The sequence below is a fragment of the Streptomyces hydrogenans genome (assembly GCF_014656075.1).
GTDB lineage: Bacteria > Actinomycetota > Actinomycetes > Streptomycetales > Streptomycetaceae > Streptomyces > Streptomyces hydrogenans.
Genome location: NZ_BNBS01000054.1, coordinates 25,174 through 51,477 on the forward strand (window position 1 = coordinate 25,174; position 26,304 = coordinate 51,477).

Genomic DNA, 26,304 nt, shown 5'->3' on the forward strand with positions numbered 1-26,304 from the left:
CAAAAAGGAGCGGCGACCGGCGGAGGGGTGACGTACCCAACGGCACACCCGTCGAACCGCCCCGCGCCCGAAGAGACCTCCCCGGTCCCGGCGACGGCGGCCGCCTCAGACCAGCGACTCGTCCAGGAAGCACCAGCGCCAGGCCTCGCCCGGCTCGAAGGTCCGCATCACCGGATGGCCGGTCGCGCCGAAGTGCCCGGTGGCGTGCCGCCCCCGCGAGGAGTCGCAGCAGCCCACGTGCCCGCAGGTCAGGCAGAGCCGCAGCTGCACCGGGTTCGTCCCGTCGGCCAGACACTCGGGGCAGGTCTCGTGGAGCGGGGCCGGCTCGGGGCGCGGCATTTCTGCTACGTGCGGGCACTCGATCATGATGGCCAGGGTACGTGGCGGACGCCCCGGACCGGGCGGGCGAGACGTACGGCGAGAGACGGGACGGTGGAGGGGCGGCATGGACGCACTGCGGCTGGTGGCACTGGTGGCGGCGAGCGCGGCGGTGGCGGGACTGGCCCGCCGCACCCCCGTACCGGCCCCGCTCCTCCTCGTCGCGGTCGGCCTGATCGCCTCGTACGTCCCCGGGGTCCCCGACTACACCCTCGACCCGCACGTCGTGCTGCCGCTGATCCTGCCGCCGCTGCTCTACACGGCCGCCGTCGAGTCCTCCTACCTGGACCTGCGGGCCAACATCCGGCCCGTCGCGCTGCTCTCCGTCGGGTACGTCCTCTTCGCCACCGTGGCCGTCGGCTGGCTCGCGTACGTCCTCGTCCCCGACCTGCCGCTGACCGCGGCCCTCGTCCTCGGCGCCGTGATCGCCCCGCCGGACGCGGTGGCCGCCACCGCCATCGCCCGCCGGCTCGGCCTGCCCCACCGGATCACCACGATCCTCCAGGGCGAGTCCCTGGTGAACGACGCGACCGCGATCACCGCCTACAAGGTCGCCCTCGCCGCCGCCGTCGGCGAGGGGATCAGCTGGGCCGGCGGCCTCGGCGAGTTCGCGCTCGCCGCGCTCGGCGGCATCGGCGTCGGCCTGGTCCTCATGGTGCCGATCCACTGGATGCGGACCCGGCTCACCGAACCGCTCCTCCAGAACACCCTCTCCCTCCTCATCCCCTTCATCGCCTACGCGGCGGCCGAGGAGGTCCACGCCTCCGGTGTGCTCGCCGTCGTCGTGGTCGGCCTCTTCCTCGGCCACAAGGCGTGGAAGGTCGACTTCGCCACCCGCCTCCAGGAGGAGGCGGTGTGGAAGATGGTCGCCTTCGTCCTGGAGTCCGCCGTCTTCGCGCTGATCGGCCTCCAGCTGCCCTACGTCGTCCAGGGGCTCGGCCAGTACGGCATCGGGGAGGCCCTCTGGTACGCCTTCGGGGTCTTCGTCTTCGTCGTCGTGGTCCGCTTCGTCTGGGTCTTCCCGGCCACCTTCCTGCCCCGCTGGCTCTCCGCCCGGGTCCGGGAGCGCGAGCCCGGCGTCGACTGGAAGGCGCCCGTCGTCGTCGGCTGGGCCGGCATGCGCGGGGTGGTCTCCCTCGCCATCGCCTTCTCCATCCCGGTCGTCACCGACGGCGTCGAGTTCCCCGCCCGCAACCTCGTCCTCTTCCTCACCTTCACCACCGTCATCGGCACCCTCGTCGTCCAGGGCCTCACCCTGCCGCCGCTGATCCGCGCCCTGAAGCTCCCCGGCCGCGACCGCTACCAGGAGACGCTGGCCGAGGCGCAGGCCCAGAGCGAGGCGTCCCGGGCCGCGGAGGCGCGCCTCGACGCCCTCCTCGCCGACGAGCGCAACGCCCTCCCCGGCCCCCTCGCCGAACGCCTCCGCACCGTCCTGGAGCGCCGCCGCAACAGCGTCTGGGAGCGGCTCGGCGCGGTCAACGACCTCACCGGCGAGACCGCCGACGACACCTACCGCCGGCTCTCCCGCGAGATGATCGAGGCCGAGCGCGAGGTCTTCGTCCGGCTCCGCGACGAGCGCCGGATCGACGACGAGATGATGCGGAGCCTGCTGCGCCGGCTCGACCTGGAGGAGGCCGCCGCCTACCGCGAGGAGACGGACTGATCGCGGGACCCGGTGATCACCGCCGCGACCACGCTCCCCGGGGCGAAGGAGTCCGCCTCCGCGAGGGACACCAGTGCGAGGAGCATTTTGGCGACATAGAGCCGCTCGATGGCGAGTCCATGCCGCGCCTCGAAGTCCTGTGCGAACGCGTCCAGCTCCGGGGTCGTCCGGCCGTAGCCGCCGCAGTGAAAACGCTCGTCCAGCCACCAGTCGCCGCGCGGGCCGCCGAAGGCGGCCTCCTGGAGGCCCCGCACCTCCCCGCCGAGGAATCCGCCCTTCAGGACCGGCACCCCCAGCGTCCGGCCGCCGAAACCGGCCGCCAGGCCCGCCAGCGTGCCGCCGGTGCCGCAGGCCACCGCGGCGACGTCCGCCCGCCCCTCCAGCTCCCGCCCCAGCGCCGCGCACCCCTCCGCCGCGAGGGCGTTGCTGCCGCCCTCGGGCACGACGTACGTCCCCTCCGGGGCCCGGCCGAGCAGCGCGGCGAGCACCGCCGGCTCGTGCTTCGCCCGGTACGTGGCCCGGTCCACGAACTCCAGCCGCATGCCGTCCGCCGCGCACCGCGCCAGCGAGGGGTTCAGCGGCCGCCCGGCCAGCTCGTCGCCGCGGACCACCCCGATCGTGGGGAAGCCCAGCAGGCGCCCGGCGGCCGCGGTGGCCCGCAGGTGGTTGGAGTACGCGCCCCCGAAGGTCAGCACGGGACGCCCGGCCGCCGCGCGGAGGTTGGGCGCGAGCTTGCGCCACTTGTTGCCGGGCAGGTCGGGGTGGATCAGGTCGTCCCGCTTCAGCAGCAGCGTCAGCCCGCGCCGGGCGAACCGCTCGTCCTCCACCGGCTCCAGGGGCGAGGGGAGCCGGGGCCGCAGGGGGGAGAGGTCGTCCGTGTGCACCCGCCCATTCTCGCGGGCCACCCGCGCGCGGGGGAGCCGGGTGCCGCCACGCGCGCGTGGCCCCGATCCGTCCCACGCCCACGGGCGCTTGCCCAGGGCGGGTCCCGGGTCCGCTCGTGGTGGCCCGGGTTGTTCCCACGCCCACGCGCGCGTGCCCGGGACCGTTCCCCCGCGCGCGTGGCGCAGGCGCCGGCTCCGTGGCCACGCGCGCGGGGGCCGGTCCTCAGCGCAGCAGGTCGGCGACGCGCTCGCGCATCGACGCCATGGTGAAGCCGCGGGGGTCCACCTTGCCCGGCTGCCACTCGCGGTGGCCGATGACCGAGCGGTGGGTCCAGCCGTGCGCCCGGCAGAGCGCCGCCGACGCCTTCGCGATCGCCTCCAGCTGGACCTTCGGCCAGGGGTCCACGCCGTCGCCGAGGTTCTCGCACTCGAAGCCGTAGAAGTGCCGGTTGCCGTCCGTGGTGGCCTCGTCGTCGACCGGCAGCCGCCGCTCGGCGATCACGGCCCGCAGCACCTCGTCGTCGCCGAGCCCGGCGTGGTTGGCGCGCCCGTGGCCGACCAGGTGGACCGTGCCGTCCTTGGCGATCACGCCGTGGCACAGCGGGCCCGGCAGCCCCTCGTAGCCGTCGCGGCAGACGCGGACGGTGTGCGCGGTGCCCCGGGTGACGGTGTGGTGGACCATCACCCCGTGCACCGGGCCCCAGGGGCCCTTGTGGTTCCTGTTGTGGGTGGACCAGTCGCCGACCTCGACGACCGTCAGGCCCTCGTCGCGCAGTGCGCGGAGGATCCTGCTCGCGGACAGCGGAACCGCCATGGCGTGCTCCTTCCAGAGGGAGGACCGAGCTTCCGGAGTACCGGACTCCGCTCTTCCGCCGCCATCCGTTCGGACCGTGTGCGAGCCGATCCGGACAGCCGGGCCGGGGCGCGCGCTCCTCCGACCGGAGGGAAATCGGGCGACATGCCCCGAAGGTCGCCGAACAGTCCCACCCGATTGTGTAATGGCGTCGGCACGCTCCGTGCTGAAAGGCTTCCTTTCGCAAACCAGACGTACGAGAGGGAGTTCCATGTCCGTTGGTTCGGTTGGCGACGAGGTCCTCGCGGAGCAGGCCCCGCGGCAGAGTCTCGGCACCGCCGCCGCGCGGAACCTCGCCTCGACCACCAAGTCGGCCCCGCAGATGCAGGAGATCACCTCCCGCTGGCTGCTGCGGACGCTGCCCTGGGTCGAGGCCAAGGGCGGTGCCTACCGGGTCAACCGGCGGCTCAGCTACTCCGTGGGTGACGGCCGCGTCACCTTCGTCCAGACCGGCGACCGCGTCGCCGTGATCCCCGCCGAGCTCGGCGAGCTGCCGGCCCTGCGCGGGTACGAGGACGAGGCCGCCCTCGGCGAACTCGCCGCCCGCTGCGCCCAGCGCGAGATCGCCGCCGGCGAGGTCATCGCGGTCGCCGGCGCCCCCGCCGACCGCGTCTACCTCCTCGCACACGGCCGCGTCGAGCAGGTCGGCGAGGGTCCCTACGGCGACGAGGCGGTGCTCGGAGTCCTCGCCGACGGCGCCTACTTCGGCGACGCCGCCCTCCTCGCCGAGGACGCCACCTGGGACTGGACCGCCCGCGCCGCCACCTCCTGCACGGTCCTGGAGCTCACCCGCGCCGACGTGACCGCCCTGGCCGCCCGCGCAGGCTCGCTCGCCTCGCACCTCGCCGGGATCGCGGGCCGCGCCGAGCGGTCCACCAACAGCTACGGCGAGGCCGCCATCGACCTCTCCGCCGGCCACGTCGGCGAGGCCGTCGTCCCGCACACCTTCGTGGACTACGAGGCCGCGCCGCGCGAGTACGAACTGAGCCTCGCCCAGACCGTGCTCAAGGTCCACACGCGCGTGGCGGACCTCTACAACCACCCGATGAACCAGACCGAGCACCAGCTGCGGCTCACGGTCGAGGCCCTGCGCGAGCGCCAGGAGCACGAGCTGGTCAACAACCGGCAGTTCGGCCTGCTCGCCAACTGCGACTACGGGCAGCGGATCCAGCCGCACGACGGCGCCCCCGGCCCCGACGACCTCGACGAGCTGCTCTCCCGCAGCCGGGGCTCCAAGCTCTTCCTCGCCCACCCGAGGACCATCGCCGCCCTCGGCCGCGAGCTCAACCGGCGGGGCCTGGTGCCCGAGACCCTCGACGTGGCCGGCACCCGGATCCCGACCTGGCGCGGGGTCCCGATCTATCCCTGCGACAAGATCCCGGTGACCGCCGCCGGCACCAGCTCGATCATCTGCATGCGCACCGGCGAGTCCGACCAGGGCGTCATCGGCCTGCACCAGACCGGTCTCCCCGACGAGGTGGAGCCCGGCCTCTCCGTCCGCTTCATGGGCATCGACGAGCAGGCGATCATCTCCTACCTCGTCACGACCTACTACTCCGCGGCGGTCCTCGTGCCCGACGCGCTCGGCGTCCTGGAGAACGTCGAGATCAACCGCCGCCGCTGAACTCCGGCCGGGCCGGGGCCCCACTCCCGCCCCGGCCGGCCCCGGCGCGCGAGGCCCCAGCCGTGAACGCAACCAGCCGCGAAGAAGGACGACAAAGACCGTGACGCTGACGAGCGCGGACCCCGTCACCGACGGGCCGGGCGCCGTGGCGCTCCTCGACCGGACGAGGACCGCCGTCGACCCCCAGATCCGCTCCACCGTCGAGACCCTGCCGGGCTCGATACGCCGTGTGGCGATGTACCACTTCGGCTGGGAGGACGCCGACGGCACGCCCGCCGCCGGCCAGGCCGGCAAGGCGATCCGCCCCGCCCTGGTGCTCGCCGCCGCCCGCGCGCTCGGCGCCGAGGAGGCCCGGGCGGTGAAGGCGGCCGCCGCCGTCGAGCTGGCCCACAACTTCACCCTGCTCCACGACGACATCGTGGACGAGGACCCGACCCGCCGTCACCGGCCCACCGCCTGGACCGTCTTCGGCATCCCCGATGCCCTGATGGCCGGCGACGCCATGAACGCCCTGGCGCTCCGGCTGCTCGCCGAGGACCCGCACCCCGCCTCCGCCGCGGCCACCGCGCGCCTCGCCGCCTGCGTCATCGAGCTCTGTGCCGGCCAGCAGGCCGACTGCGCCTTCGAGACCCGCGGCCCCCGCGAGGTCTCCCTGGACGAGTGCGTCGCCATGGCCACCGCCAAGACCGGCGCCCTGCTGGGCTGTTCCTGCGCCCTCGGCGCGCTCTACGCGGGCGCGGGCGAGGAGGAGGTCGCGGCGCTCGACTCCTTCGGCCGCGAGGCCGGTCTCGCCTTCCAGCTGATCGACGACCTGATCGGCATCTGGGGCGACCCGGAGCGCACCGGGAAGCCGGCCGGCGCCGACCTCGTCGCCCGCAAGAAGTCGCTGCCCGTCGTCGCGGCGCTCACCTCCGGCACCGCCGCCGGCGAGGAGCTGGCCGAGCTGTACTCCCGTACGGCCGCCCTGGACGAGCGGGCGGTGCGGGCCGCCGCAGACGCCGTGGAGCGGGCCGGCGGCCGGGACTGGGCGCAGGCCCAGGCGGCGGACCGGATGGGCCGGGCCGTCGAGCACCTGGCGCGGGCGGTGCCCGACCTCTCGGCGGCCGGGGACCTGCTGGCGCTGGCGGAGTTCGTGACGCGAAGGACCCGCTGAGGGAGACGGGCCGCCTTCGGGGCTTGCGCGACCACTACAGATGAAGCACTATGTCTGTCGTGGTCGCGCTCGCGGTCACGCCCCCGAGAGAAACAGGACCCGGTTTGCGCAAGCTCACCTACTTCGTCGCCTGCTCCATCGACGGCTTCATCGGCGACCCGAAGGGCGACGCCACCTCCATGTACTCCTATGTCACCGGGGAGTTCCTGGAGTACCTCACGAGCCAGTACCCCGAGACGGTCGCCGCCCCCGCGTGGCCGGTCGTCGGCATCGAGCCCGGCACCCCGGGCCGCCGCTTCGACACCGTGATCCAGGGCCTCGGCTCGTACCGGCTCGGCCTGGACGCCGGCGTCACCAGCCCGTACGCCCACCTCCGCGAGTACGTCGCGACCCGCTCGCTCACCGAGTCGCCCGACCCGAACGTCGAGCTGATCGCCGACGACCTCGTCGGCCGGATCCGTGAACTCAAGGCCGAGGAGGGCGGGCTCGACATCTGGCTCTGCGGCGGCTCGACCGTCGCCGGGGAGCTCATCGAGGAGATCGACGAGCTGATCATCAAGACCTACCCGGAGGTGTACGGCTCCGGCATGCCGATGTTCGGCGCCGGCTTCGAGCCCCGCGCCTTCGAGCTCGGCGCCGTCCGCGCCTTCGACAACGGCGTGCTGGTCCGCACGTACACCAGGAAGCGGTAGCGGGCGGCGCGCGGCGGGGCGGCCTACCCTGGATGCATGGGTGACGAGACGCCCCGCACGACGCGGGACCCGCTGGCCGTGCCGAAGTGCCCGGGCTGCGGAAGCGCGCTGGCCATCCTCGCCACCCGGCACAAGGTCCTCGGCGCCTGGGTGCCCGAGTGGCAGGTGCAGCCCTGCCGCAACCCCGGCTGCCCGCTCTACGAGGCGGTGGAGTCCGACGGTACGGAAGCCACTACCACGCAGGTCACCGGCAAGAACGGCGAGAACGGGAGAAGTCCGGCCACCGGGTGACCGGCCGCGCGCCGGAGCCGGTCATACCGCTACAGTCCGCGCATGTCATCGGAGTCGACAGAAGTCTGGACCGGCTGGTACCGGGACCGCCGCGGTGCGGAAGCGCTCGTCATCACGGCCGACGGCGGGCACCTCACCGCCCGCGTCAGGGGAATCGAGTACACGGGCGCGAGCTTCGCCGCGCTCACCGCCGGCGAGGGCGGGGAGGCCCTCACCGGATGCGTCCTGGAGTGGGACCTGCCGCTCCCCGTCGTCACCGACGGCGCCGCCCAACAGGCCACGCTCAGCTGCCTGCTCACCCTCGGCGAGCGCGCCGACCTCAGCCTGACCCTGCACTACGGCGGCACCGCCTTCGAGGCGGTCGTCGCCGGCGGCGACTTCGAGGGGGCGCTGGCCCGGCTGCGCGGCCAGCTCCCCGAAGGCGCCGACTTCGGCCGACGGATCCTGTCGGCCGTGTGACGACGGCGCCCCCGGGGGAGGGGCGTCGCCGCCGTTCCGCACTCCGGCCCCTCGCGGCCGGTCAGCCCTTGAAGGCCGAAGCGAGCCCGTAGCGCCACAACTGGTCGACGCGGGCCCGCTCCTGGGAGTTCGGGGTGGCGTTCTGGCAGGACGTGCCGGGACCGCCGCCCGACATCAGCTCGCTGCACGGGCCGCTGTAGTGGTCCGGGAGACCGAGCACGTGCCCCGTCTCGTGGGCCGTCACGCGGGTGGAGTTGTACTGCTGGTTCTGCCGGTAGTCGAGGAAGATGTAGCCGCCGCCGTGCCCGTCGGTGCTCGCGTACGAGCCCCGCGAGTCGTTCCCCTCGTAGTAGCGGAAGTCCGGGTTGGACCCCTCGACGAGCCGCACGTTCACCACCGAGCTGTTCCATATCTGGGTGGAGCGGGCGATCTGGGTGCGGAAGCTGGGCGCGTTGGCCGCGCTGTAGACGACGGTGACGGCCGCCGCGGCGCTCGGGTTCGCGGCCCGCTTCTTCGCCACCGACGTCATGACGGCGTCGAAGAACGCCTGGTTCGCCTTGGCCTCCTCGGCCGAACCGGCGTAGCCGGCGTACGCCTGGGCGCCGCGGTCCGCGGCGGTGTCGGGCGCGGCGCCGGCCGGGGCGGCGGCGCCGAGCGAGACCGCCAGACCGAGGCCGAGGGCGGCGGTCAGGGTGCGGGTGAGGACCTTGGGGTGTCGCATGGGGGGCTCCTCCTGATCGGGGTCGGGAGTGAGTCTCGGGGCACCGGGGGCGCCGGGGGAAGGATGCCAACCCCCGATAGCGCGACGGCATCACCCCGCGCGCTGCACCTCAAGAGGCTCCATTTTCATGGGAGTTGGGGGCATCCGGGCGTCTGGTGCGGGACCGGAACCCCGCCCTACGCTCAGGGCATGGAGCTGGAGGTGAGACACCTGCGCGCGCTCTGCGCCATCGCGGACACCGGCAGCCTGCACAAGGCGGCGCGGCAACTGGGCATGAGCCAGCCCTCCCTGACCACCCAGCTGCGCCGCATCGAGAACGCGCTCGGCGCCGAGCTCTTCTCCCGGGGCCGCACCGGCTGCCGCCCCACCCCGCTCGGCCGCTCCGTCCTCAGCCGGGCCCGCCCGCTGGTCGCCGACATGGCCGCGCTCGTCACCGAGACCCTGGCGGAGGCGGCCCGCGCCGACGGCCCGCGCCTGCGCGTGGGCTCCACCGCCAGCCGGGCCCTGCCGGGCCGGCTGCGGCGGCTGCGCGACCGCTTCCCCGGCACCGACGTCGGCCTGCGCGTCGACGTCTCCGCGGACGGGCTGCTGCGGGAGCTGGCGGCCGGCCGGCTGGACGTGGCCTTCGTCCACGAGGTGGAGGGCTGCCCCCTCCGGGTGCCCGACGGCCTCGTCCACCGCGTCCTGGTCGCCCGCGAGCCCCAGTTCGTCTCCCTGGCCCCCACCCATCCGGCCGCCGCCCGGACGGTGGTGGACCTCGCGGACCTGGCCCGCGACCACTGGATGGTCGACCCGAACGTGGACGGCGAATGGGACGGCCTGCGCCGGGTCCTCGCGACCGCCGGCATCGACCCGCCCCTCCTGCACGGCGACTACCACACGGCCGCCTCCCTGATCTCCCTGGGCGAGGCGGTGGCCCCCTGCCAGCCGACCTCCGTCCCCCGTGAGGACCTGGCGGTCCGCCCGCTCCGCGGCGACCCCCTGGCCGTCCGCCTGCTCCTCTACGCCCGCCCCGCCACCCCCCTGGACCCCCTCCACGCCGACCTCGCCGCCGCCTACCGCGAGGCCGCGCACCGCTCGCCCCCCTACCGCGCCTGGCTCCACGCCGGCGGCACGGCCGCCCCCTGCCTCCTCCAGGACCCACCGGTGGACCGCGACCCGCCGTAGACACGCCGAAGGGGCCCCACCGCTCGTGACGGCGAGGCCCCTTCGGCAGGGAGGCCGGGTCAGGCCTTCTTGGTCTCCCAGAAGATGCGGTCGATCTCGGCGATGAGCTCGAGGGCCTTCTCGCCGGTCTTCGGGTCGGTCGACGCCTTGGCGGCCGAGAGGGCCTTCAGGGTGTCGTTGACCAGCTGGTTGAGCTCGGGGTACTTCTCGAAGTGCGGGGCCTTGAAGTAGTCGCTCCAGAGCACCGAGACGTGGTGCTTGGCGAGCTCCGCGCGCTGCTCCTTGATGACCGTGGCGCGGGCCCGGAAGTGCGGGTCCTCGTTCGCCTGGTACTTCTCCTGGACAGCCTTGACGGACTCGGCCTCGATGCGGGCCTGGGCCGGGTCGTACACGCCGCAGGGGAGGTCGCAGTGGGCGCTGACCTTGACCTTGGGGGCAAACAGGCGGGAGAGCATTGAGCCGTCCTTCCTCGTGATCGTCTTCTCAAGTGGGAGATTACTCGGTGAGAAGGGCGTTTTCGCGAGCGCCCCCTGGGGCTTAGGTCAAAAGTCCGGGGTTCGACCGGGACTCGTGTACGAGTCGACGAGGGGAGCAGGAGTGGAGCGGGAGGCTACCGCGGCGGCCGAGGCGCCGTTCGGGATCGCCGAGGTGACGGGGGTGTCGATGGTGCCGACGCTGTTGCACCGCGACCGGTTGCTGGTGCGGTACGGCGGTCGGGTGCGGGCCGGGGACGTCGTCGTGCTGCGCCATCCGCTCCAGCAGGATCTGCTCATCGTGAAGCGGCTGGTCGAGCGACGGGACGCCGGCTGGTGGGTGCTCGGGGACAACCCGGCCGCCGAGGGCGACAGCCGGGTCTTCGGGGCCGTGCCGCCCGGGCTGGTGCTCGGGCGGGTGCTGGCGCGGTACCGGCCGCCGACGCCGGGGCGTCAGCGCTCGGCCGGGGTGGCGCTCTCCTGGCTGTTCTCGGCGGTGCGGCCGGTGAGGTCGGCCCGCTCGGCCTCCAGGCGCTTGCGGGCCCGGTAGGCGGCCACGTTGGCCCGGGTGGCACAGCGGTCGGAGCAGTAGCGCCGGGAGCGGTTGGTGGAGGTGTCGAGGTAGGCGTTGCGGCAGGGCGGGGCCTGGCAGAGGCCGAGCCGGTCGGCGCCGAACTCGGTCAGGTGGAAGGCGAGCCCCATGGCGGAGATCGCCGCGTAGCCGGCGGTCGCGTTCGACGAGTGGTCGGCGAGGTGCATGTGCCAGCGGGGCCGGCCCTCGTCGTCGAGGTGGTCGTGGCCGGAGATCTGCGGGCTGACCGGGAACTCCAGGAGCAGGGAGTTCAGGAGGTCGACCGCCCCGGTGTGGTCGCCCCCGTCCGCCGCCGTGAAGATCGCCCGCAGCCGGGTCCGGATCGCGCGGAAGCGGGGCAGGTCCGCCTCGGTGACCCGGCGGGCCATCTGTCCGGCGGGGCCGAAGAGTTCCTTGACCGCTTCGACGGTGGTGAGGCTGTCCCTGCCGCGGGCCGGCTCCTCGGTGTTGACGAGGCGCACGGCGTAATCCGAGTAATAGGCCAGTTCCACTTGTAGTCCTTACGGTGGCGGGCTAGGGTCGGCGTCGAGGGGGTAACCGGTGTTCCCCCTCTGAGGGTATTACGTTCTCGGGTTTTCTGTGGCGTCGACGACGGAGGGTACGGGCATGAGCGACACCGACTGGGCGGGCTGGCAGCAGAGCTGGGACCGTCAGCAGGAGTGGTACATGCCGGACCGCGAGGAGCGGTTCCGCGTCATGCTCGACATGGTCGAGGCACTGGTGGGGCCGAAGCCCCGCGTGCTCGACCTCGCCTGCGGTACGGGAAGTATCACGGACAGGCTCCTCAAGAGGTTCCCGGACGCGGTCTCCACCGGCGTCGACCTCGACCCCGCGCTGCTCGCCATCGCCCGCGGCACCTTCGAGGGCGACGGGCGCGTCACCTTCGTGACGGCGGACCTCAAGGACCCCGAATGGACGAAGGAGCTGCCGTACGACACGTACGACGCCGTCCTGACCGCCACCGCCCTCCACTGGCTCCACAGCGGGCCCCTGACCGCCCTCTACGGGCAGGTCGCCGGTCTCGTCCGGGACGGCGGGGTCTTCATGAACGCCGACCACATGATCGACACGGCCACCCCGCGCATCAACGCCGCCGAGCGGGCCCAGCGACACGCCCGGATGGACGAGGAGAAGGCCGCCGGGGTCCTCGACTGGACCGAGTGGTGGGCGCTCGCCGCGAAGGACCCCGCGCTCGCCGGACCCACCGCCCGCCGCTTCGAGATCTACGGCGACCACGCCGACGGCGACATGCCCTCGGCCGGCTGGCACGCCGACACCCTGCGGGCCGCCGGATTCGGCGAGGCCCGGCCGGTGTGGTGCTCGCCCTCGGACACGCTGCTGCTCGCCGTGAAGTAGCCGGGGACGCCGGAAGGGGCGGTACGGGCCGTGCCCGTACCGCCCCTTCCCGTACGCCTTACAGCACCTTGGACAGGAACGCCTTCGTCCGGTCGTGCTGCGGGTTGCCCAGGACCTCCCGCGGGTGGCCGGACTCGACCACCACGCCGCCGTCCATGAAGACCAGCGAGTCGCCGACCTCCCGGGCGAAGCCCATCTCGTGGGTGACGACGATCATCGTCATGCCCGACTCGGCCAGGTCCCGCATGACGTCCAGGACGTCACCGACGAGCTCCGGGTCGAGCGCCGAGGTGGGCTCGTCGAAGAGCATCAGCTTCGGCTCCATCGCCAGCGCGCGGGCGATGGCGACGCGCTGCTGCTGGCCGCCGGAGAGCTGGGACGGGTAGTTGCCCATCTTGTCGCCGAGGCCCACCCGGTCGAGCAGGCGTTCGGCCCGCTCCCGGGCGACCGCCTTGGACTCGCCCTTCACCTGGACGGGTGCCTCCATCACGTTGGCCAGGGCCGTCATGTGGGGGAACAGGTTGAAGCGCTGGAAGACCATGCCGATGTCCCGGCGCTGGGCCGCGACCTCGCTGTCCTTCAGCTCGTACAGCTTGTCGCCCTTCTGGCGGTAGCCGACGAGCTCCCCGTCGACCGAGAGCCGGCCGCCGTCGATGCGCTCCAGGTGGTTGATGCAGCGCAGGAAGGTCGACTTGCCGGAGCCGGACGGACCGACCAGGCAGAACACCTCCCCGCTGCGGACCTCCAGGTCGATGCCCCGGAGGATGTGGGCGGGGCCGTAGGACTTGTGGACGCCCTCCGCCTTGACCATCAGCTGACCGGTCATCGCGTCGCCTCCGGGGAGCGCTTGAAGGTGGTGAGGTTCGTCTTGACCCGCTGCCACGGGGTGGGCGGCAGGCTGCGGAGCGAACCCCGGGCGAAACGACGCTCCAGGTAGTACTGGCCGACGCTGAAGACGCTGGTCAGCGCCAGGTACCAGATGGAGGCCACGAAGAGCATCTCCATCACGGCGCTGGAGGTGCTGCCGATGTTCGAGGAGGCGCGGAGCAGTTCGGTGTACTGCACGGCCGAGACCAGCGACGAGGTCTTCAGCATGTTGATGAACTCGTTGCCCGTCGGCGGCACGATGACCCGCATCGCCTGCGGCAGCACGATCCGGCGCATGGTCTTCGTCTGGGACATGCCGAGCGCGTGCGCCGCCTCGGTCTGGCCCTCGTCGACCGACTGGATGCCGGCGCGGACGATCTCCGCCATGTACGCGCCCTCGTTCAGGCCGAGGCCGAGGAGGGCGACCATGAACGGCGTCATGACGTCCACGGTCTCGTTCTTGTAGATCGGCCCGAGGTTGATGTACTCGAAGATCAGCGACAGGTTGAACCAGACCAGCAGCTGGACGTAGACCGGCGTGCCGCGGAAGAACCAGATGTAGAGCCACGCCACCGCGCCCGTGACCGGGTTCTTCGACAGGCGCATGACGGCGAAGACGATGCCGAGCACCAGGCCGAGCGCCATCGAGGCGACGCTGATGATGATCGTGTTCCACAGGCCGTCGATGATCGACGAGTCGAACAGCTTGTCCCACACCGTGTCCCAGATGATGTTGCCCTGGGAGAAGGCGTAGACGAGCCATCCGAGGAGGACCACGACCACCACGGCGCTGATCCAGCGGCCGTAGTGGCGTACGGGCACGGCTTTGATGGCCTCGTACGGCGTGGCGGGGGAGCCGGACCCGGACGGCGTGGGGGCCGGGTCCTTGCTGAGCTTGTCAGTCATGACGACTGCCCTTCAGTGGTGCGAGGGGGGAAGCGGGCAGGTCACTTGCCGGCGTTGATCGTGGCCGACTTGACCGCGCTGTCCTCGACGTCCCACTTCTTCAGGGCCTCGGCGTAGGTGCCGTCCTTGATGATCGCGTCGAGCGCTTCCTTGACGGCGTCGCGCAGCTGGGTGTCGTCCTTGGAGACGGCGATGCCCATGAGGCCGACGTCGGTCTGGTTGCCGACGACCTCGAAGTCGTTGCCACCGCCGGAGGTCTTCGCGATGTACGCGGCGACCGGGTAGTCGTTCAGGTCGGCGACCGCGCCGCCGGCCTTCACCCGGGTCTGGGCCTCGGCGTCGGTGTCGAACGCCTGGATCGTGAGCTTGTTCGCTCCGCACTTCGTGGCCTGCGCCTTGAAGGTGTCCTCGTAGATCGTGCCGCGCTGGACGGCGACGGTCTTGCCGCACAGGTCGTCGAGGGAGTTGATGCCCTGCGGGTTGCCCTTCTTGACCAGCAGGGAGACGCCGGAGGAGAAGTAGTCGACGAAGTCGACGCCCTTGCCGATCTTCTTCCCGTCGTCGTCCAGGCCCTCCTGGCGCTTCTTGTTGTCCGTCATCGAGGACATGACGAGGCTGTGGCGCCCGGACTCCAGGCCGGTGATCAGGCCGTCGAAGGTGCCCGAGGTGAACTCGAGCTTCACGCCGAGCTGCTTGGCGAGGGCGGCGGCGACGTCGGGGTCGACACCGACGATCTTGCCGTTCTCGGTGAACTCCATCGGCGCGTACGAGGCGTCCGTGCCGACCTTGATGACGCCGGCCTTCTGGATGTCGGCGGGCAGCTTGGAGAAGAGCGGGGCGGAGTTGGCGGCGGTGCCGCCCTCCTTGGTGGAACCGCTGTCGGTCTGGTCACCGCAGGCGGTCAGCAGCACGGAGCCGGCGACCGCGATGGCGGCGACCGCGGCAAGACGGGACGTGCGGGTCTTGGCAGCGGTCGTACAGCGCGTGGAGCGTGCGGTCATGGTCGGGATCCTCCGGCGTATGAGGGAGTTGCCATAGGCGTTGCCAATGGGTCGCGTACGCGTCTTCGAGTGTCGCGACCTCGTGTGATTACGGCATCTTGCCATTCGGACCGCCTCAAACCGACGGCCACGGATGTCAAAATCGGGTAACGGGTGACGACCGAACCACGACAGGCCGGTACATCAGGGCCGGATCATCTTTCGTAGGCCTACCCGTTCACCGAAGAATCTGCGGCCGATCTCGCCATTCGGACGGCACGAACAGAGCCAAACGGGCGCTGGCGGCATCTTTCCTGATAACGGGTGACGAGTCGTTCTCCGTCCGCGTCCGGAAGCACTCGGTATGAGTCGCGTCACCGAGTGGATACGGACTCGTCTGCGGTGCCGTCTGTCCGGTAAGAAGGATCCTTACACCCCTCATCCGGGGCTCAGGGCGCGTTGTGCGGCGCGCCCGCGCGGCTGCCCGACACGGCGGCCGCGGGACCCGCCCACCGCTCCACACCAGGAGCGGCAACCCTCGACAACAGACATAAAGGGGTCTCATCCCAATGGCAGCGGAGATCGTCAATCCCCCGAGCGAGAGCGGCACGGAAGGAGCTCCGGAGGAGCCCTTCGACCCGGCTTTCGCCCTCCACCGCGGCGGCAAGATGGCCATTCAGGCCACCGTCCCCGTCCGCAACAAGGACGACCTGTCCCTCGCGTACACCCCCGGCGTCGCCAAGGTGTGCACCGCGATCGCCGAGAATCCCGAGCTGGTCCACGACTACACGTGGAAGTCCCAGGTCGTGGCCGTCGTCACCGACGGCACCGCCGTGCTCGGCCTCGGCGACATCGGCCCGGAGGCCTCCCTCCCGGTCATGGAGGGCAAGGCGATCCTCTTCAAGCAGTTCGGCGGCGTGGACGCCGTCCCGATCGCCCTCGCGACCACCGACACCGACGAGATCGTCGAGACCGTCGTCCGGCTCGCCCCGTCCTTCGGCGGCGTGAACCTGGAGGACATCTCGGCGCCGCGGTGCTTCGAGATCGAGCGCAAGCTCCAGGAGCGCCTCGACATCCCGGTCTTCCACGACGACCAGCACGGCACCGCCATCGTCACCCTCGCCGCCCTGCGGAACGCGGCGAAGCTGACCGGCCGGACCCTCGGCGACCTGCGCGCCGTCATCTCCGGCGCGGGCGCGGCCGGCGTGGCCATCGCCAAGTTCCTCCTGGAGGCCGGCATCGGCGACGTCTGCGTCGCCGACCGCAAGGGTGTCGTCAGCAGCGACCGCGAGGACCTCACGGACGTCAAGCGCGAGATCGCCGGGCTCACCAACAAGGCGGGCCTGTCCGGCTCCCTGGAGACCGCCCTCGCCGGCGCCGACGTCTTCATCGGCGTCTCCGGCGGCACGGTCCCCGAGGCGGCCGTCGCCTCCATGGCCAAGGACGCCTTCGTCTTCGCCATGGCCAACCCGAACCCCGAGGTCCACCCCGACGTCGCCCACAAGTACGCGGCGGTCGTGGCCACCGGCCGTTCGGACTACCCGAACCAGATCAACAACGTCCTCGCGTTCCCCGGCATCTTCGCCGGCGCGCTCCAGGTCCGGGCCTCCCGGATCACCGAGGGCATGAAGATCGCCGCCGCCGACGCCATCGCCGGTGTCGTCGGTGACGCGCTCGCCGCCGACTGCGTCATCCCGTCGCCGTTCGACGACCGGGTCGCCCCGGCCGTCGCGGCCGCGGTCGCCGCCGCCGCGGGCGCCGAGGGCGTCGCCCGCCGCTGACCCCGGTCCGCGGAAGGCCCCCGGAGGGCCCCGCCCGAGTCCGCCGCATCGGACCCGGACGGGGCCCTTTCGCATGCCCGTGGCCTGCCGGGGCGACGGGCCGGCCGGGGGCCGCCGAGGGGACGCGCGTCACACCGGCGTGTGGTTCCGCGTGGTCCCCGTCGACGCCTAGGGTCGGCGTCATGTTCGCTGCCTACGCCGCCCGAATCGACCGTGACCAGCCGCTGAACGGCCTTGAGTTGGGCGAACGCCCCGAGCCCGGCGCGCGTCCCGGATGGACCACCGTCACCGTCAAGGCCGCCTCGCTCAACCACCACGACCTGTGGTCGCTGCGCGGGGTCGGACTGCCCGAGGAGAAGCTGCCGATGATCCTCGGCTGCGACGCCGCAGGGATCGACGAGGACGGCAACGAGGTCGTCCTGCACTCCGTCATCGGCCAGACCGGCCACGGCGTCGGGCCGGACGAGCCCCGCTCGATCCTCACCGAGCGCTACCAGGGCACCTTCGCCGAGCGCGTCACCGTCCCCCGCTGGAACGTGCTGCCCAAGCCGAAGGAGCTCTCCTTCGAGGAGGCCGCCTGCCTCCCCACCGCCTGGCTGACCGCCTACCGGATGCTCTTCACCAACGCCGGCGTCCGCCCCGGCGACTCGGTCCTCGTCCAGGGCGCGGGCGGCGGTGTCGCCACCGCCGCGATCGTCCTCGGCAAGGCGGCCGGTCTGCGGGTCTTCGCCACCAGCAGGGACGAGGCCAAGCGGAAGCGGGCCGTGGAGCTCGGCGCGATCGAGGCGTACGAGCCCGGGGCGCGGCTGCCGCACCGGGTGGACGCCGTCATCGAGACCGTCGGCGCCGCCACCTGGTCGCACTCGGTCAAGTCCCTGCGCCCCGGCGGCACCCTGGTCATCTCCGGTGCCACCAGCGGCGACCGCCCCCCGCACGCCGAACTGACCCGGATCTTCTTCCTGGAGCTGAAGGTGGTCGGCTCCACCATGGGGTCCAAGGACGAGCTGGAGGACCTGCTCTCCTTCTGCGCGGCCACCGGGGTCCGCCCGGTGATCGACGAGGTGCTGCCGCTGGACCGGGCCCGCGAGGGCTTCGAGAAGATGGCCGCCGGCGACCTCTTCGGAAAGATCGTGCTGACGACCTCTTGATACGGGTCGGTCGACCTGATGGGATCTCCGGCACGTGAAACGTGAACAACGCTCACTTCCCCGTGCCGGAGGCCCCGTGTCCCGCTTGTCGCGCACCACCCTCGTGGCGACCGCCGTCGCCGCCTCCCTGCTCGCCACCCTCGCCCCCACCGCCACCGCCACCGCGGCCCGCACCGGCGCCGCCCCCGGCGGCGACGGCATCCCCGCCCTCACCGACTCCCGGGGCCGCGTCCTCACGCTGCGCGGCTGGAACGTCGGCGACAAGGCGCACACCGGCGACGCCGCCCTCTCCTCGATCACCGAGAAGCACTTCCGGGACATGCGCGCCAAGGGCTTCAACACCGCCCGGGTCCTGGTCTTCTGGGACGACCTGGAGCCCCGCCCCGGGCAGTACAGCCGGGACTACCTCCGCAAGATCGAACGGGTCCTGGACTGGGCGGCCGCCCACGACGTCAAGGTCATCCTCGACGCCCACCAGGACGTCTTCGGCCCCGCCTTCGACTACCGGGGCATCCCCGCCTGGGCGACCCGCACCGACGGCCTGCCCTTCACCCCGCACCCCGACGACTGGTTCTCCGAGTACTTCGAGCCCGCCGTCCAGCGCGCCTTCACCCACCTCTACGAGGACGAGGACCTGCGGCGCGCCCAGGCCCGCATGTGGCGGGTGCTGGCCGACCGCTTCGAGGACCACCCGGCCCTCCTCGGCTACGACCTCATCAACGAGCCGATGGGCGAACTGCGCGAGGGCGAGGACCTCGCCACCGCCGCCCGGCGCATCGAGCGCGAGCAGATCACCCCGATGTACAACCGGATCGCGGACGAGATCCGGACGGTCGACCGGGACTCCTGGATCTTCGTCGAGCCGACCCCGATCGTCGGCGAGGGGGTGCCGACCGGGCTGGGCAGGATCGACGACCCGAAGGTCGTCTACGCCCCGCACTTCTACAACAGCGCGATGGAGGTGGGCGGGGACTACGACCCCTCGGCCCGCTGGATCGAGAACTACGAGGCGGCGGTCACCCTCTACCCCAAGGAGTACAAGGTCCCCGTGGTGGTGGGGGAGTGGGGGCCGCTCAACAACTCCCTCCCGAACATGAACCGCTTCTACCGCGAGGCCATGGCCTCCCTCGGCCGCTACGGCTCCGGCTGGACCGGCTGGGAGTGGTGCTACGGCGGCGGCTACTGCGCCGTGGACGGCACCGGCGCCTTCCGCACCAACAAGGAGCTGACCGCCGAACCGTACGCGGAGGCCGTCGCCGGGCGGGTGCGCTCCGCGGCGTACGAGCCGGGCACCGGGGTCTACCGCCTGGAGTACGACGCCGCCGGCCGCCGCGGCTCCCGCGTCACCGAGCTGGCGCTGCCGCCCGGCGACTGGAAGGTCACGGCCCGCGGCGCGCTCGTCCTGCGCGACCGGGCCCGCGGCAAGGCCCGCGTCCTCGCCCTCCCCGACGCCCGGGTCACCGTGACGGTGACCCGGACCGGTCCGGCGGCCCACTGACCCTGGGGCGGGCCTCCGCTCAGGACTCCGCGCGGGGGCGGAGCATCCCGGTGATGCGGCCGGCCGCCCCGGCCAGGTGGTGACGGGCCTCCGTGAGCTGGGCGTCCGTCACCCCGTGGTCGCGGGCCGCGTCCCGCACCTCGTCCCGGAAGCGGTCGAGCAGTCGGTCCAGGTCCCGGGCCGGGTCGCCCGACCCGGCCCCGTCCCACGCCCACGAGGGGAGCCCGGCCTCCCCGGCCGCGTCCGGCGGGGTCACGTCCATCGGGGCCACGTTCGCCGGGGTCGCGTCCGTGGGGGTCGCGTCCGCCGGCGGCGTGTCCGCCGCGCCGGACCGGGCCTTGGGGTGGCCCGAGACGAGGTCGCCCAGCTGGGCGGTGATTCCCGACAGGCTCTCCCGGACGGCCTGCGGCCAGTCGCCCTTGGCGAAGCGGTTCTGGACCTCGTCCTGCACCTGCTGGGCGACCCGCTGGAACTCGCTCGCCCGGAGCGTCGCCGAACGGGCCTCCTCCTTCGCCTGGCGGGCCTGCTCCTTCCACTCCCGCTTGGCCTTGCGCAGCTCCTCCTTGACCTCGGCGAAGGAGCCCCCCTCCGCCGTCCGGCTCCGGCTCGCCGCCGCGCGCATCTCGCTGCGCACCCGGCCGGCCGCGCCCCGCACGTCCTCGCGGATCTCGGCGGCCAGCTCCGAGACGGAGTCCCGGATCTCCCGCTCCAGGGCGTCGAGCTCGGCGTCCCGGCCGGCCAGCTCGGCACGGCCCGCGTCGGTGATCGAGTAGACCTTCCGGCCGCCCTCGCTGGTGTGGGTGACGAGCCCCTCGGCCTCCAGCTTGGCCAGCCGCGGGTAGACCGTGCCGGCGGAGGGGGCGTACAGGCCCTGGAAGCGCTCCTCCAGGAGCCTGATCACCTCGTAGCCGTGGCGGGGGGCCTCGTCGAGCAGCTTGAGGAGGTAGAGACGGAGTCGGCCGTGGGCGAAGACGGGGGACATGTCAGAGCACCTTTCCGGGCGCGGGGGCGGAGGGATCGGCGGAGGCTCCGGCGGCCCCGGGGCCGCCGGGGTCCTCAGGGGCGTCGGGCGCGTCGGCGGAGTCGGGGCGGCGGAGGAGCGCGATCGAGCCGGAGACCGTGGTCGCCCTGAGCGTGCCGCTGCCCTCGCCGAGGGTTCCGGTGATGGACTTGGCACCCCACTCGCCGCCCACCCTCAGGTCCTCGAAGGCGTTCGACACCGCGCCGCTCGTGGTGCTCGCCTCGACCCGGGCGTCCGCCGGGTGCGGCAGCCGGATGGCGACCTCGCCGGAGACGCTGGTGAGCCGGATGTCGGCCGGCGGCGCCCCGGCCGGAGCCGGGTCCAGGTCCAGCACCATGTCCCCGCTGACGGTCTCCGCGCGGACCGCCGAGCCGGAGCCCTCGATCACGGTCACGTCACCGGTCACCGAGACGACCCGCAGCGCGCCCGTCACCGACTGGGCCTCCAGGGCGCCCGAGACGCTCTCGGCGCGGACCGGGCCGGAGAGCCCGAGCAGCGTCGTGGAGCCGGTCACCCCGCGCACCTCGGTGCGGCCCCGCAGGCCGGAGACCACCGTGTCCGCCGTGACCGCCCCCACCTCGACCTCGGCACCGGCCGGGACGGCGACCGACACCACCGCGCGCCGCTTGTGGGACCTGGTGTCGATCCACTTGAGGAGACCCTTCCAGTGCAGGTCCTCATAGGTGACGGTCAGCGTGGAGCCCTCCTGGGTGACGATCAGGGGCGGGCCCTCGATCTCCGCGATCTCCACCCGTGCCGTGCTCTCCTCGGTGCCCACCACGTTCACCGCGCCGCCCACGACGCGGACGCGCAGCCGTGTCACGGGGTCGGCGGGCGCGAGTTTCACCGGCTCGGTGACGGACCACTCGGTCATGGTGCTGACCTCCCGTTTCCTCGAAGCTCTCGTCGAGCGACGCCCGGCGACGCAACACATCGCGACACCCTGTCGCGACTTCGAGATTCACGATATATCGCGGTGTGGTGGAGTCAACCCTGATTGAACCCTGACAGGGTCGGTGCAATCACCGCCGTACACGGACAAACTGGCCTAGCGTAGGGCCCATGAACGCGACATCCGGACCGAGCCCCGCCGGGGCGCTGCTGCTGTGCCGAGCCGACCCCCCGACGGTCCGGCCGCCCGCCCAGCTCCTGCGGGAGCCGCTGCTCCTCGCCCCCGCCGGAGCCGACTGGAGCGTCCTCGTACCGGAGGGGAAGCCGTGGCAGGGCGGCGAGGAGCCGGTCGAGCGGGTCGTCACCGGCTGGGCCACCGCCCTCGCCGTCTCCGCCGCCGGCTGGCCCGTCCTCGCCCTCTGGTGGGACGGGGACCGCGCCGGACTCACCCTCGCCGCCGGCTTCCGCCGCACCGTCGGCTACACCTGGCTCGCGGACGGCACCCCGGCCGGCGAGGACGAGGCCATGCGGACCCTCGCCGAACGGCTCGCCCTCGACCCCGTCCTCGACGTCCAGGCCCTGGAGCCGCTGACCCTGCCCGACCCCGAGGCGGACTCCCGCACCCGCCTCCTCGGCCTCGTCGCCGTCCTCGCCCGGGTCGGCCTCGCCCTGCCCACCGGCATCGACCCCGGCGAGCGCCCCGACCGGCTCCGCGAGGCCGCGCTCGCGGCCGGCGCCGAGCAGCTCGAATGGCCCGGCTGGAGGGACGCCGTCCGCGCCGAGCTCGACGTCGTGGAGGAGGGCCCCCTCGGCCCGTACGTCCGCGGCCCCAAGGCACGCGCCCTGGGCGTCGCCCAGCTCGCCGCGGGCCTCCCGCTGCTCCTGTGGGGCCTCGGCCGCCGCAGCGGCGGCTGGACCGCCGCGGGCGCCCTCCTGGTCGCCCACGGCGCCACCGGCCTCGTCTACGACCGCCTCCGCGCCCACTGACGACACCGGGCCCCGCACCGGAGCCGTAGCCCGGTGCCGGACCCCGCGGCCCCGCACCGGAGCCATACCGCCCGCACCCCCCGGGGCCGTACCCCGGACGCGACGACGCCCCCTCCCGTACGGCCGTACGGAAGGGGGCGTCGCGCGGTGACGGCTACGCGTCGTCGTCGTCCTCGTCGTCGAGGCGGGCCAGCCAGGTCGCGAGGCGCTCGACCGGCACCTCGAAGTCGGGGTTGAGATCGACGAAGGTCCGCAGCTGCTCGGCGAGCCACTCGAAGGTGACCTCCTCCTCGCCGCGCCGCTTCTCCAGTTCCTCGATGCCACGGTCCGTGAAGTACATGCCGTCCAGGATAGGCCCGCCCGGACAGGCCGGAGGCCCGGCACCCCACCAGGGGTGCCGGGCCTCCGCACGAGGTGCCGACGTCAGGCGTCGAAGACCTCGTTGACCAGCTGCTGCTGCTCCGCCTGGTGACGCTTGGCCGAGCCGACCGCCGGGGACGAGGAGTGCGGACGGGAGATCCGGCGCAGGCGCTCGCCCGCCGGGATGTCCGCGCCGACCGCCAGGTCGAGGTGGTCGATCAGGTTGAGCGCGATGAACGGCCACGCACCCTGGTTCGCCGGCTCCTCCTGCGCCCAGATGTACTTCGCGGCGTTCGGGTACTTGGCGATCTCGGCCTGGAGCTCGGCACCCGGCAGCGGGTACAGGCGCTCCAGACGGATGATCGCGGTCTCCGTGTCGCCGCGCTTCTGCCGCTCGGCCTCCAGGTCGTAGTAGACCTTGCCGGCGCAGAAGACGACCTTGCGGACGTCGGCCGGGTTGACCGTCTCGTCGCCGATGACCGGGCGGAAGCCGCCGCTGGTGAACTCCTCCACCTTGGACGCCGCGGCCTTCAGGCGCAGCATCGACTTCGGGGTGAAGACGATGAGCGGCTTGTGGTGCGGGTTGTGGACCTGCCAGCGCAGCAGGTGGAAGTAGTTCGACGGCAGCGTCGGCATGGCGACCGTCATGTTGTCCTGGGCGCACATCTGGAGGAAGCGCTCCGGGCGAGCGGACGAGTGGTCCGGGCCCTGGCCCTCGTAGCCGTGCGGCAGGAGCAGGGTGACGCCGGAGGTCTGGCCCCACTTCTGCTCGGCCGAGGAGATGAACTCGTCGACGACGGTCTGCGCGCCGTTGACGAAGTCACCGAACTGGGCCTCCCAGATGACCAGGGAGTCCGGGCGGGCCAGCGAGTAGCCGTACTCGAAGCCCATCGCCGCGTACTCGCTGAGCAGCGAGTCGTAGACGTTGTAGTGGGCCTGGTCCTCGGTCAGGTAGAGCAGCGGGGTGTAGTCCTCGCCGGTCTCCTGGTCGACCAGGACCGCGTGGCGCTGGCCGAAGGTGCCGCGGCGGGAGTCCTGGCCCGACAGGCGGACCGGGGTGCCCTCCATCAGCAGGGAGCCGAGGGCAAGGGTCTCGCCGAAGCCCCAGTCGATGGTGCCGTCGTCGATGGAGGCGGCGCGGCGCTGCATCTGCGGCATCAGGCGGGAGTGGACCGTGATCCGCTCCGGGATGCTGACCTGCGACTCGGCGATCCGCTTCACGACCTCCTGGGAGACCGCGGTGGTGACGGCGACCGGGAACTCCGCCTGGGCGTCCGGGACCGTCGTCGCCGCCGGGGCGGCGGTGGCCTCGCGGACCTCCGCGAACACCTTCTCCAGCTGTCCCTGGAAGTCCTGGAGCGACTGCTCCGCCTCTTCGAGGGTGATGTCGCCGCGACCGATGAGGGACTCGGTGTAGAGCTTGCGCACCGAGCGCTTCTTGTCGATCAGGTTGTACATCTGCGGGTTGGTGAACGACGGGTTGTCGCCCTCGTTGTGACCGCGGCGGCGGTAGCAGATGAGGTCGATCACGACGTCCTTGTTGAACGTCTGGCGGAACTCGAAGGCGAGCCGCGCGACGCGGACCACGGCCTCCGGGTCGTCGCCGTTCACGTGGAAGATCGGCGCCTCGATCATGCGGGCCACGTCGGTGGCGTACATGGAGGAGCGGGACGACTCGGGAGCCGCCGTGAAGCCGACCTGGTTGTTGATGACGATGTGGACCGTGCCGCCGGTGCGGTAACCGCGCAGCTGCGACATGTTCAGGGTCTCGGCCACCACGCCCTGGCCCGCGAAGGCCGCGTCGCCGTGGAGGGCGACGGGCAGGACGGTGAAGTCCGTGCCGCCCTTGTTGATGACGTCCTGCTTGGCGCGGACGATGCCCTCCAGGACCGGGTCGACCGCCTCCAGGTGGGAGGGGTTCGCGGCGAGGGAGACCTTGATCTCCTCGCCGTCGAGACCGGTGAAGGTGCCCTCGGCGCCCAGGTGGTACTTGACGTCGCCGGAGCCGTGCATCGACTTCGGGTCGAGGTTGCCCTCGAACTCGCGGAAGATCTGCGCGTACGACTTGCCCACGATGTTCGCGAGGACGTTGAGCCGGCCGCGGTGGGCCATGCCGATGACGACCTCGTCCAGGCGGGACTCGGCGGCGGAGTCGATGACCGCGTCGAGCAGCGGGATGACGGACTCGCCGCCCTCCAGGGAGAAGCGCTTCTGGCCGACGTACTTCGTCTGCAGGAAGGTCTCGAACGCCTCGGCCGCGTTCAGCCGGCGGAGGATGCGGAGCTGCTCCTCGCGCTCCACGCGCGCGTGGGGACGCTCGACGCGGTCCTGGATCCACTTGCGCTGCTTCGGGTCCTGGATGTGCATGAACTCGATGCCGGTGGTGCGGCAGTACGAGTCGCGCAGCACGCCGAGGATGTCGCGGAGCTTCATCATCGACTTGCCGGCGAAGCCGCCGACCGCGAACTCCCGCTCCAGGTCCCACAGGGTGAGGCCGTGCTCGGTGATGTCCAGGTCGGGGTGCTTGCGCTGCTTGTACTCCAGCGGGTCGGTGTCGGCCATGACGTGGCCGCGGACCCGGTAGGAGTGGATCAGCTCGAAGACGCGGGCGGCCTTGGTGACGTCGTCGTCGTGCGAGGCGTCGATGTCCTTGAGCCAGCGGACCGGCTCGTAGGGGATCCGCAGCGACTGGAAGACGTCGTCGTAGAAGCCCTGCTCGCCGAGGAGGAAGTTGGCGACGACGCGCAGGAACTCGCCGGAGGCGGCGCCCTGGATGACCCGGTGGTCGTAGGTCGACGTCAGCGTCATGACCTTGGAGATGCCGAGCTTGTTCAGGGTGTCCTGGGAGGTGCCCTGGAACTCCGCCGGGTAGTCCATCGAGCCGACGCCCATGATGACCGACTGTCCGGGCATCAGGCGCGGGACGGAGTGGACGGTGCCGAGGCCGCCGGGGTTGGTCAGGGAGACCGTGACGCCGGTGAAGTCCTCCATCGTCAGCTTGCCCACGCGGGCGCGCTTGACGATGTCCTCGTACGCCTGCCAGAACTCGAAGAAGTTGAGCGTCTCGGCCTTCTTGATGCCCGCGACGACGAGCTGGCGGTCGCCGTTGGGCTTCACCAGGTCGATGGCGAGGCCGAAGTTCACGTGCTCCGGCTTGACCAGGGTCGGCTTGCCGTCCTTCTCCGCGAAGGAGTAGTTCATCGACGGCATGGCCTTGATCGCCTGCACCATGGCGTAGCCGATGAGGTGGGTGAAGGAGATCTTCCCGCCCCGGGCGCGCTTCAGGTGGTTGTTGATGACGATCCGGTTGTCGAAGAGCAGCTTCACCGGGACGGCGCGGACGGACGTGGCCGTCGGCACCTCCAGCGAGGCGTTCATGTTCTTCGCGACGGCGGCGGCCGGGCCGCGGAGCGTGATCAGCTCGGGGCCGGCGGGTGCCTCGGCGGCCGCAGCAGCGGGCGCGGCGCCAGCCGCTCCAGTGGAGCCGGTGCCTGCACCGGACTTGGCGGGCGCCGGAGCGGCGGCGGCCCGGGCCGGCTTCACGGCGGCCGGAGCGGCC

26 protein-coding genes are annotated in these 26,304 nt (G+C 72.3%); 13 read left to right on the forward strand and 13 right to left on the reverse strand.

The window, feature by feature from the left end; all coding sequences use genetic code 11:
- Positions 1-105: 105 nt before the first annotated feature.
- Positions 106-366, reverse strand: coding sequence for a UBP-type zinc finger domain-containing protein (locus IE321_RS22560; protein ID WP_043224980.1), 261 nt, complete (start codon positions 364-366; stop codon positions 106-108).
- Positions 367-445: 79 nt separating this feature from the next.
- Between IE321_RS22560 and IE321_RS22565 the strand changes: the two genes are divergently transcribed.
- Positions 446-2,041 (forward strand): Na+/H+ antiporter, encoded by a 1,596-nt coding sequence (locus IE321_RS22565; RefSeq protein ID WP_043224979.1) that lies wholly within the window; start codon positions 446-448, stop codon positions 2,039-2,041.
- Here IE321_RS22565 and IE321_RS22570 read toward each other — a convergent pair.
- Both IE321_RS22570 and IE321_RS22575 read right to left on the reverse strand, forming a co-directional pair.
- The gene (locus IE321_RS22570; RefSeq protein ID WP_190224297.1) at positions 2,020-2,925 is read right to left on the reverse strand and encodes a 1-aminocyclopropane-1-carboxylate deaminase/D-cysteine desulfhydrase; all 906 of its coding nucleotides are present in this window, start codon (positions 2,923-2,925) and stop codon (positions 2,020-2,022) included. The genes IE321_RS22565 and IE321_RS22570 overlap by 22 nt on opposite strands.
- A 223-nt stretch (positions 2,926-3,148) precedes the next feature.
- Positions 3,149-3,739, reverse strand: a complete 591-nt coding sequence (locus IE321_RS22575) for an N-acetylmuramoyl-L-alanine amidase (RefSeq protein ID WP_043224977.1) — start codon at positions 3,737-3,739, stop codon at positions 3,149-3,151.
- Between the two features lie 250 nt (positions 3,740-3,989).
- On the opposite strand from IE321_RS22575, the gene IE321_RS22580 reads away from it, so the two are divergent.
- The 5 genes from IE321_RS22580 to IE321_RS22600 all read left to right on the forward strand — a co-directional run bounded on the left by IE321_RS22580 (position 3,990) and on the right by IE321_RS22600 (position 7,997).
- Positions 3,990-5,402 carry a family 2B encapsulin nanocompartment shell protein gene (locus IE321_RS22580; protein ID WP_190224298.1) on the forward strand — a complete coding sequence of 471 codons (1,413 nt, stop codon included), beginning with the start codon at positions 3,990-3,992 and terminating at the stop codon, positions 5,400-5,402.
- Between the two features lie 100 nt (positions 5,403-5,502).
- Complete coding sequence (locus IE321_RS22585; RefSeq protein ID WP_043224974.1) at positions 5,503-6,555, forward strand: family 2 encapsulin nanocompartment cargo protein polyprenyl transferase; 1,053 nt, start codon at positions 5,503-5,505, stop codon at positions 6,553-6,555.
- A gap of 104 nt (positions 6,556-6,659) precedes the next feature.
- The gene (locus IE321_RS22590; protein WP_190224299.1) at positions 6,660-7,247 is read left to right on the forward strand and encodes a dihydrofolate reductase family protein; all 588 of its coding nucleotides are present in this window, start codon (positions 6,660-6,662) and stop codon (positions 7,245-7,247) included.
- Positions 7,248-7,283: 36 nt separating this feature from the next.
- On the forward strand, positions 7,284-7,538 hold the full coding sequence (locus IE321_RS22595) for a hypothetical protein (protein WP_190224300.1): 255 nt from the start codon (positions 7,284-7,286) through the stop codon (positions 7,536-7,538).
- A gap of 42 nt (positions 7,539-7,580) precedes the next feature.
- Entirely contained in the window at positions 7,581-7,997 is a 417-nt protein-coding gene (locus IE321_RS22600) for a DUF6304 family protein (protein ID WP_043224970.1), read from the forward strand.
- Between the two features lie 61 nt (positions 7,998-8,058).
- Here the strand turns inward: IE321_RS22600 and snpA are convergent, their stop codons facing one another.
- Positions 8,059-8,718 carry a snapalysin gene (snpA, locus tag IE321_RS22605; RefSeq protein WP_190224301.1) on the reverse strand — a complete coding sequence of 220 codons (660 nt, stop codon included), beginning with the start codon at positions 8,716-8,718 and terminating at the stop codon, positions 8,059-8,061.
- 189 nt (positions 8,719-8,907) lie between these two features.
- On the opposite strand from snpA, the gene IE321_RS22610 reads away from it, so the two are divergent.
- Complete coding sequence (locus IE321_RS22610) at positions 8,908-9,885, forward strand: LysR family transcriptional regulator (RefSeq protein ID WP_190224302.1); 978 nt, start codon at positions 8,908-8,910, stop codon at positions 9,883-9,885.
- A 59-nt stretch (positions 9,886-9,944) separates the two neighbouring features.
- Here IE321_RS22610 and sodN read toward each other — a convergent pair whose 3' ends face one another.
- The gene (sodN, locus tag IE321_RS22615; RefSeq protein ID WP_030207400.1) at positions 9,945-10,340 is read right to left on the reverse strand and encodes a superoxide dismutase, Ni; all 396 of its coding nucleotides are present in this window, start codon (positions 10,338-10,340) and stop codon (positions 9,945-9,947) included.
- Positions 10,341-10,482: 142 nt separating this feature from the next.
- Between sodN and sodX the strand changes: the two genes are divergently transcribed.
- Positions 10,483-10,908, forward strand: a complete 426-nt coding sequence (sodX, locus tag IE321_RS42165) for a nickel-type superoxide dismutase maturation protease (RefSeq protein ID WP_226651352.1) — start codon at positions 10,483-10,485, stop codon at positions 10,906-10,908.
- On the opposite strand, the gene IE321_RS22625 is transcribed toward sodX, so the two are convergent.
- A complete protein-coding gene (locus tag IE321_RS22625) occupies positions 10,812-11,441 on the reverse strand; it encodes a CGNR zinc finger domain-containing protein (protein ID WP_043224957.1) in 630 nt (209 codons plus the stop codon). The two genes, sodX and IE321_RS22625, sit on opposite strands and share 97 nt — an antisense overlap.
- Before the next feature lie 115 nt (positions 11,442-11,556).
- Here IE321_RS22625 and IE321_RS22630 point away from each other — a divergent pair, with 115 nt between their 5' ends.
- Positions 11,557-12,306 (forward strand): class I SAM-dependent methyltransferase, encoded by a 750-nt coding sequence (locus IE321_RS22630; RefSeq protein ID WP_190224304.1) that lies wholly within the window; start codon positions 11,557-11,559, stop codon positions 12,304-12,306.
- Positions 12,307-12,364: 58 nt separating this feature from the next.
- On the opposite strand, the gene IE321_RS22635 is transcribed toward IE321_RS22630, so the two are convergent.
- From IE321_RS22635 to IE321_RS22645, 3 genes are read right to left on the reverse strand one after another with little or no spacing between them, the layout of a single operon-like run.
- Positions 12,365-13,132, reverse strand: coding sequence for an amino acid ABC transporter ATP-binding protein (locus IE321_RS22635; RefSeq protein ID WP_043224955.1), 768 nt, complete (start codon positions 13,130-13,132; stop codon positions 12,365-12,367).
- Positions 13,129-14,079: an amino acid ABC transporter permease gene (locus IE321_RS22640; RefSeq protein WP_043224953.1), complete on the reverse strand. Its 951-nt coding sequence runs from the start codon at positions 14,077-14,079 to the stop codon at positions 13,129-13,131. Before IE321_RS22640 ends, IE321_RS22635 begins: the two co-directional genes overlap by 4 nt.
- Positions 14,080-14,120: 41 nt before the next feature.
- Positions 14,121-15,080, reverse strand: coding sequence for an ABC transporter substrate-binding protein (locus tag IE321_RS22645; RefSeq protein ID WP_043224951.1), 960 nt, complete (start codon positions 15,078-15,080; stop codon positions 14,121-14,123).
- A 548-nt stretch (positions 15,081-15,628) separates the two neighbouring features.
- Here IE321_RS22645 and IE321_RS22650 point away from each other — a divergent pair.
- The 3 genes from IE321_RS22650 to IE321_RS22660 all read left to right on the forward strand — a co-directional run bounded on the left by IE321_RS22650 (position 15,629) and on the right by IE321_RS22660 (position 19,486).
- A complete protein-coding gene (locus tag IE321_RS22650) occupies positions 15,629-16,840 on the forward strand; it encodes an NAD(P)-dependent malic enzyme (RefSeq protein ID WP_190224305.1) in 1,212 nt (403 codons plus the stop codon).
- A 182-nt stretch (positions 16,841-17,022) separates the two neighbouring features.
- Entirely contained in the window at positions 17,023-17,988 is a 966-nt protein-coding gene (locus tag IE321_RS22655) for a zinc-binding dehydrogenase (protein ID WP_043224948.1), read from the forward strand.
- Between the two features lie 85 nt (positions 17,989-18,073).
- Positions 18,074-19,486, forward strand: coding sequence for a cellulase family glycosylhydrolase (locus IE321_RS22660; RefSeq protein WP_372470204.1), 1,413 nt, complete (start codon positions 18,074-18,076; stop codon positions 19,484-19,486).
- A 19-nt stretch (positions 19,487-19,505) separates the two neighbouring features.
- Here IE321_RS22660 and IE321_RS22665 read toward each other — a convergent pair whose 3' ends face one another.
- On the reverse strand, positions 19,506-20,468 hold the full coding sequence (locus IE321_RS22665) for a PadR family transcriptional regulator (RefSeq protein ID WP_190224306.1): 963 nt from the start codon (positions 20,466-20,468) through the stop codon (positions 19,506-19,508).
- 1 nt (position 20,469) lies between these two features.
- Positions 20,470-21,381 (reverse strand): DUF4097 family beta strand repeat-containing protein, encoded by a 912-nt coding sequence (locus IE321_RS22670; RefSeq protein ID WP_190224307.1) that lies wholly within the window; start codon positions 21,379-21,381, stop codon positions 20,470-20,472.
- A 188-nt stretch (positions 21,382-21,569) separates the two neighbouring features.
- Between IE321_RS22670 and IE321_RS22675 the strand changes: the two genes are divergently transcribed.
- A complete protein-coding gene (locus tag IE321_RS22675) occupies positions 21,570-22,385 on the forward strand; it encodes a hypothetical protein (protein ID WP_190224308.1) in 816 nt (271 codons plus the stop codon).
- Positions 22,386-22,539: 154 nt separating this feature from the next.
- Here IE321_RS22675 and IE321_RS22680 read toward each other — a convergent pair whose 3' ends face one another.
- Both IE321_RS22680 and IE321_RS22685 read right to left on the reverse strand, forming a co-directional pair.
- Positions 22,540-22,725 (reverse strand): DUF6104 family protein, encoded by a 186-nt coding sequence (locus tag IE321_RS22680; protein ID WP_043224942.1) that lies wholly within the window; start codon positions 22,723-22,725, stop codon positions 22,540-22,542.
- Positions 22,726-22,808: 83 nt separating this feature from the next.
- Positions 22,809-26,304, reverse strand: a 3,496-nt coding sequence (locus tag IE321_RS22685) for a multifunctional oxoglutarate decarboxylase/oxoglutarate dehydrogenase thiamine pyrophosphate-binding subunit/dihydrolipoyllysine-residue succinyltransferase subunit (protein WP_190224309.1), incomplete at its 5' end; no start/stop codon positions are given.

What these genes read in the sequence shown, in the direction of transcription:
- IE321_RS22580 (WP_190224298.1), top strand. Translation starts at nt 3,990, where the DNA reads ATGTCCGTTGGTTCGGTTGGCGACGAGGTCCTCGCGGAGCAGGCCCCG.
- IE321_RS22640 (WP_043224953.1), bottom strand. Translation starts at nt 14,079, where the DNA reads ATGACTGACAAGCTCAGCAAGGACCCGGCCCCCACGCCGTCCGGGTCC.
- IE321_RS22560 (WP_043224980.1), bottom strand. Translation starts at nt 366, where the DNA reads ATGATCGAGTGCCCGCACGTAGCAGAAATGCCGCGCCCCGAGCCGGCC.
- IE321_RS22610 (WP_190224302.1), top strand. Translation starts at nt 8,908, where the DNA reads ATGGAGCTGGAGGTGAGACACCTGCGCGCGCTCTGCGCCATCGCGGAC.
- IE321_RS22600 (WP_043224970.1), top strand. Translation starts at nt 7,581, where the DNA reads ATGTCATCGGAGTCGACAGAAGTCTGGACCGGCTGGTACCGGGACCGC.
- IE321_RS22575 (WP_043224977.1), bottom strand. Translation starts at nt 3,739, where the DNA reads ATGGCGGTTCCGCTGTCCGCGAGCAGGATCCTCCGCGCACTGCGCGAC.
- IE321_RS22650 (WP_190224305.1), top strand. Translation starts at nt 15,629, where the DNA reads ATGGCAGCGGAGATCGTCAATCCCCCGAGCGAGAGCGGCACGGAAGGA.
- IE321_RS22645 (WP_043224951.1), bottom strand. Translation starts at nt 15,080, where the DNA reads ATGACCGCACGCTCCACGCGCTGTACGACCGCTGCCAAGACCCGCACG.
- IE321_RS22655 (WP_043224948.1), top strand. Translation starts at nt 17,023, where the DNA reads ATGTTCGCTGCCTACGCCGCCCGAATCGACCGTGACCAGCCGCTGAAC.
- snpA (WP_190224301.1), bottom strand. Translation starts at nt 8,718, where the DNA reads ATGCGACACCCCAAGGTCCTCACCCGCACCCTGACCGCCGCCCTCGGC.
- IE321_RS22635 (WP_043224955.1), bottom strand. Translation starts at nt 13,132, where the DNA reads ATGACCGGTCAGCTGATGGTCAAGGCGGAGGGCGTCCACAAGTCCTAC.
- IE321_RS22665 (WP_190224306.1), bottom strand. Translation starts at nt 20,468, where the DNA reads ATGTCCCCCGTCTTCGCCCACGGCCGACTCCGTCTCTACCTCCTCAAG.
- sodN (WP_030207400.1), bottom strand. Translation starts at nt 10,340, where the DNA reads ATGCTCTCCCGCCTGTTTGCCCCCAAGGTCAAGGTCAGCGCCCACTGC.
- IE321_RS22630 (WP_190224304.1), top strand. Translation starts at nt 11,557, where the DNA reads ATGAGCGACACCGACTGGGCGGGCTGGCAGCAGAGCTGGGACCGTCAG.
- IE321_RS22595 (WP_190224300.1), top strand. Translation starts at nt 7,284, where the DNA reads ATGGGTGACGAGACGCCCCGCACGACGCGGGACCCGCTGGCCGTGCCG.
- IE321_RS22670 (WP_190224307.1), bottom strand. Translation starts at nt 21,381, where the DNA reads ATGACCGAGTGGTCCGTCACCGAGCCGGTGAAACTCGCGCCCGCCGAC.
- IE321_RS22680 (WP_043224942.1), bottom strand. Translation starts at nt 22,725, where the DNA reads ATGTACTTCACGGACCGTGGCATCGAGGAACTGGAGAAGCGGCGCGGC.
- IE321_RS22675 (WP_190224308.1), top strand. Translation starts at nt 21,570, where the DNA reads ATGAACGCGACATCCGGACCGAGCCCCGCCGGGGCGCTGCTGCTGTGC.
- IE321_RS22565 (WP_043224979.1), top strand. Translation starts at nt 446, where the DNA reads ATGGACGCACTGCGGCTGGTGGCACTGGTGGCGGCGAGCGCGGCGGTG.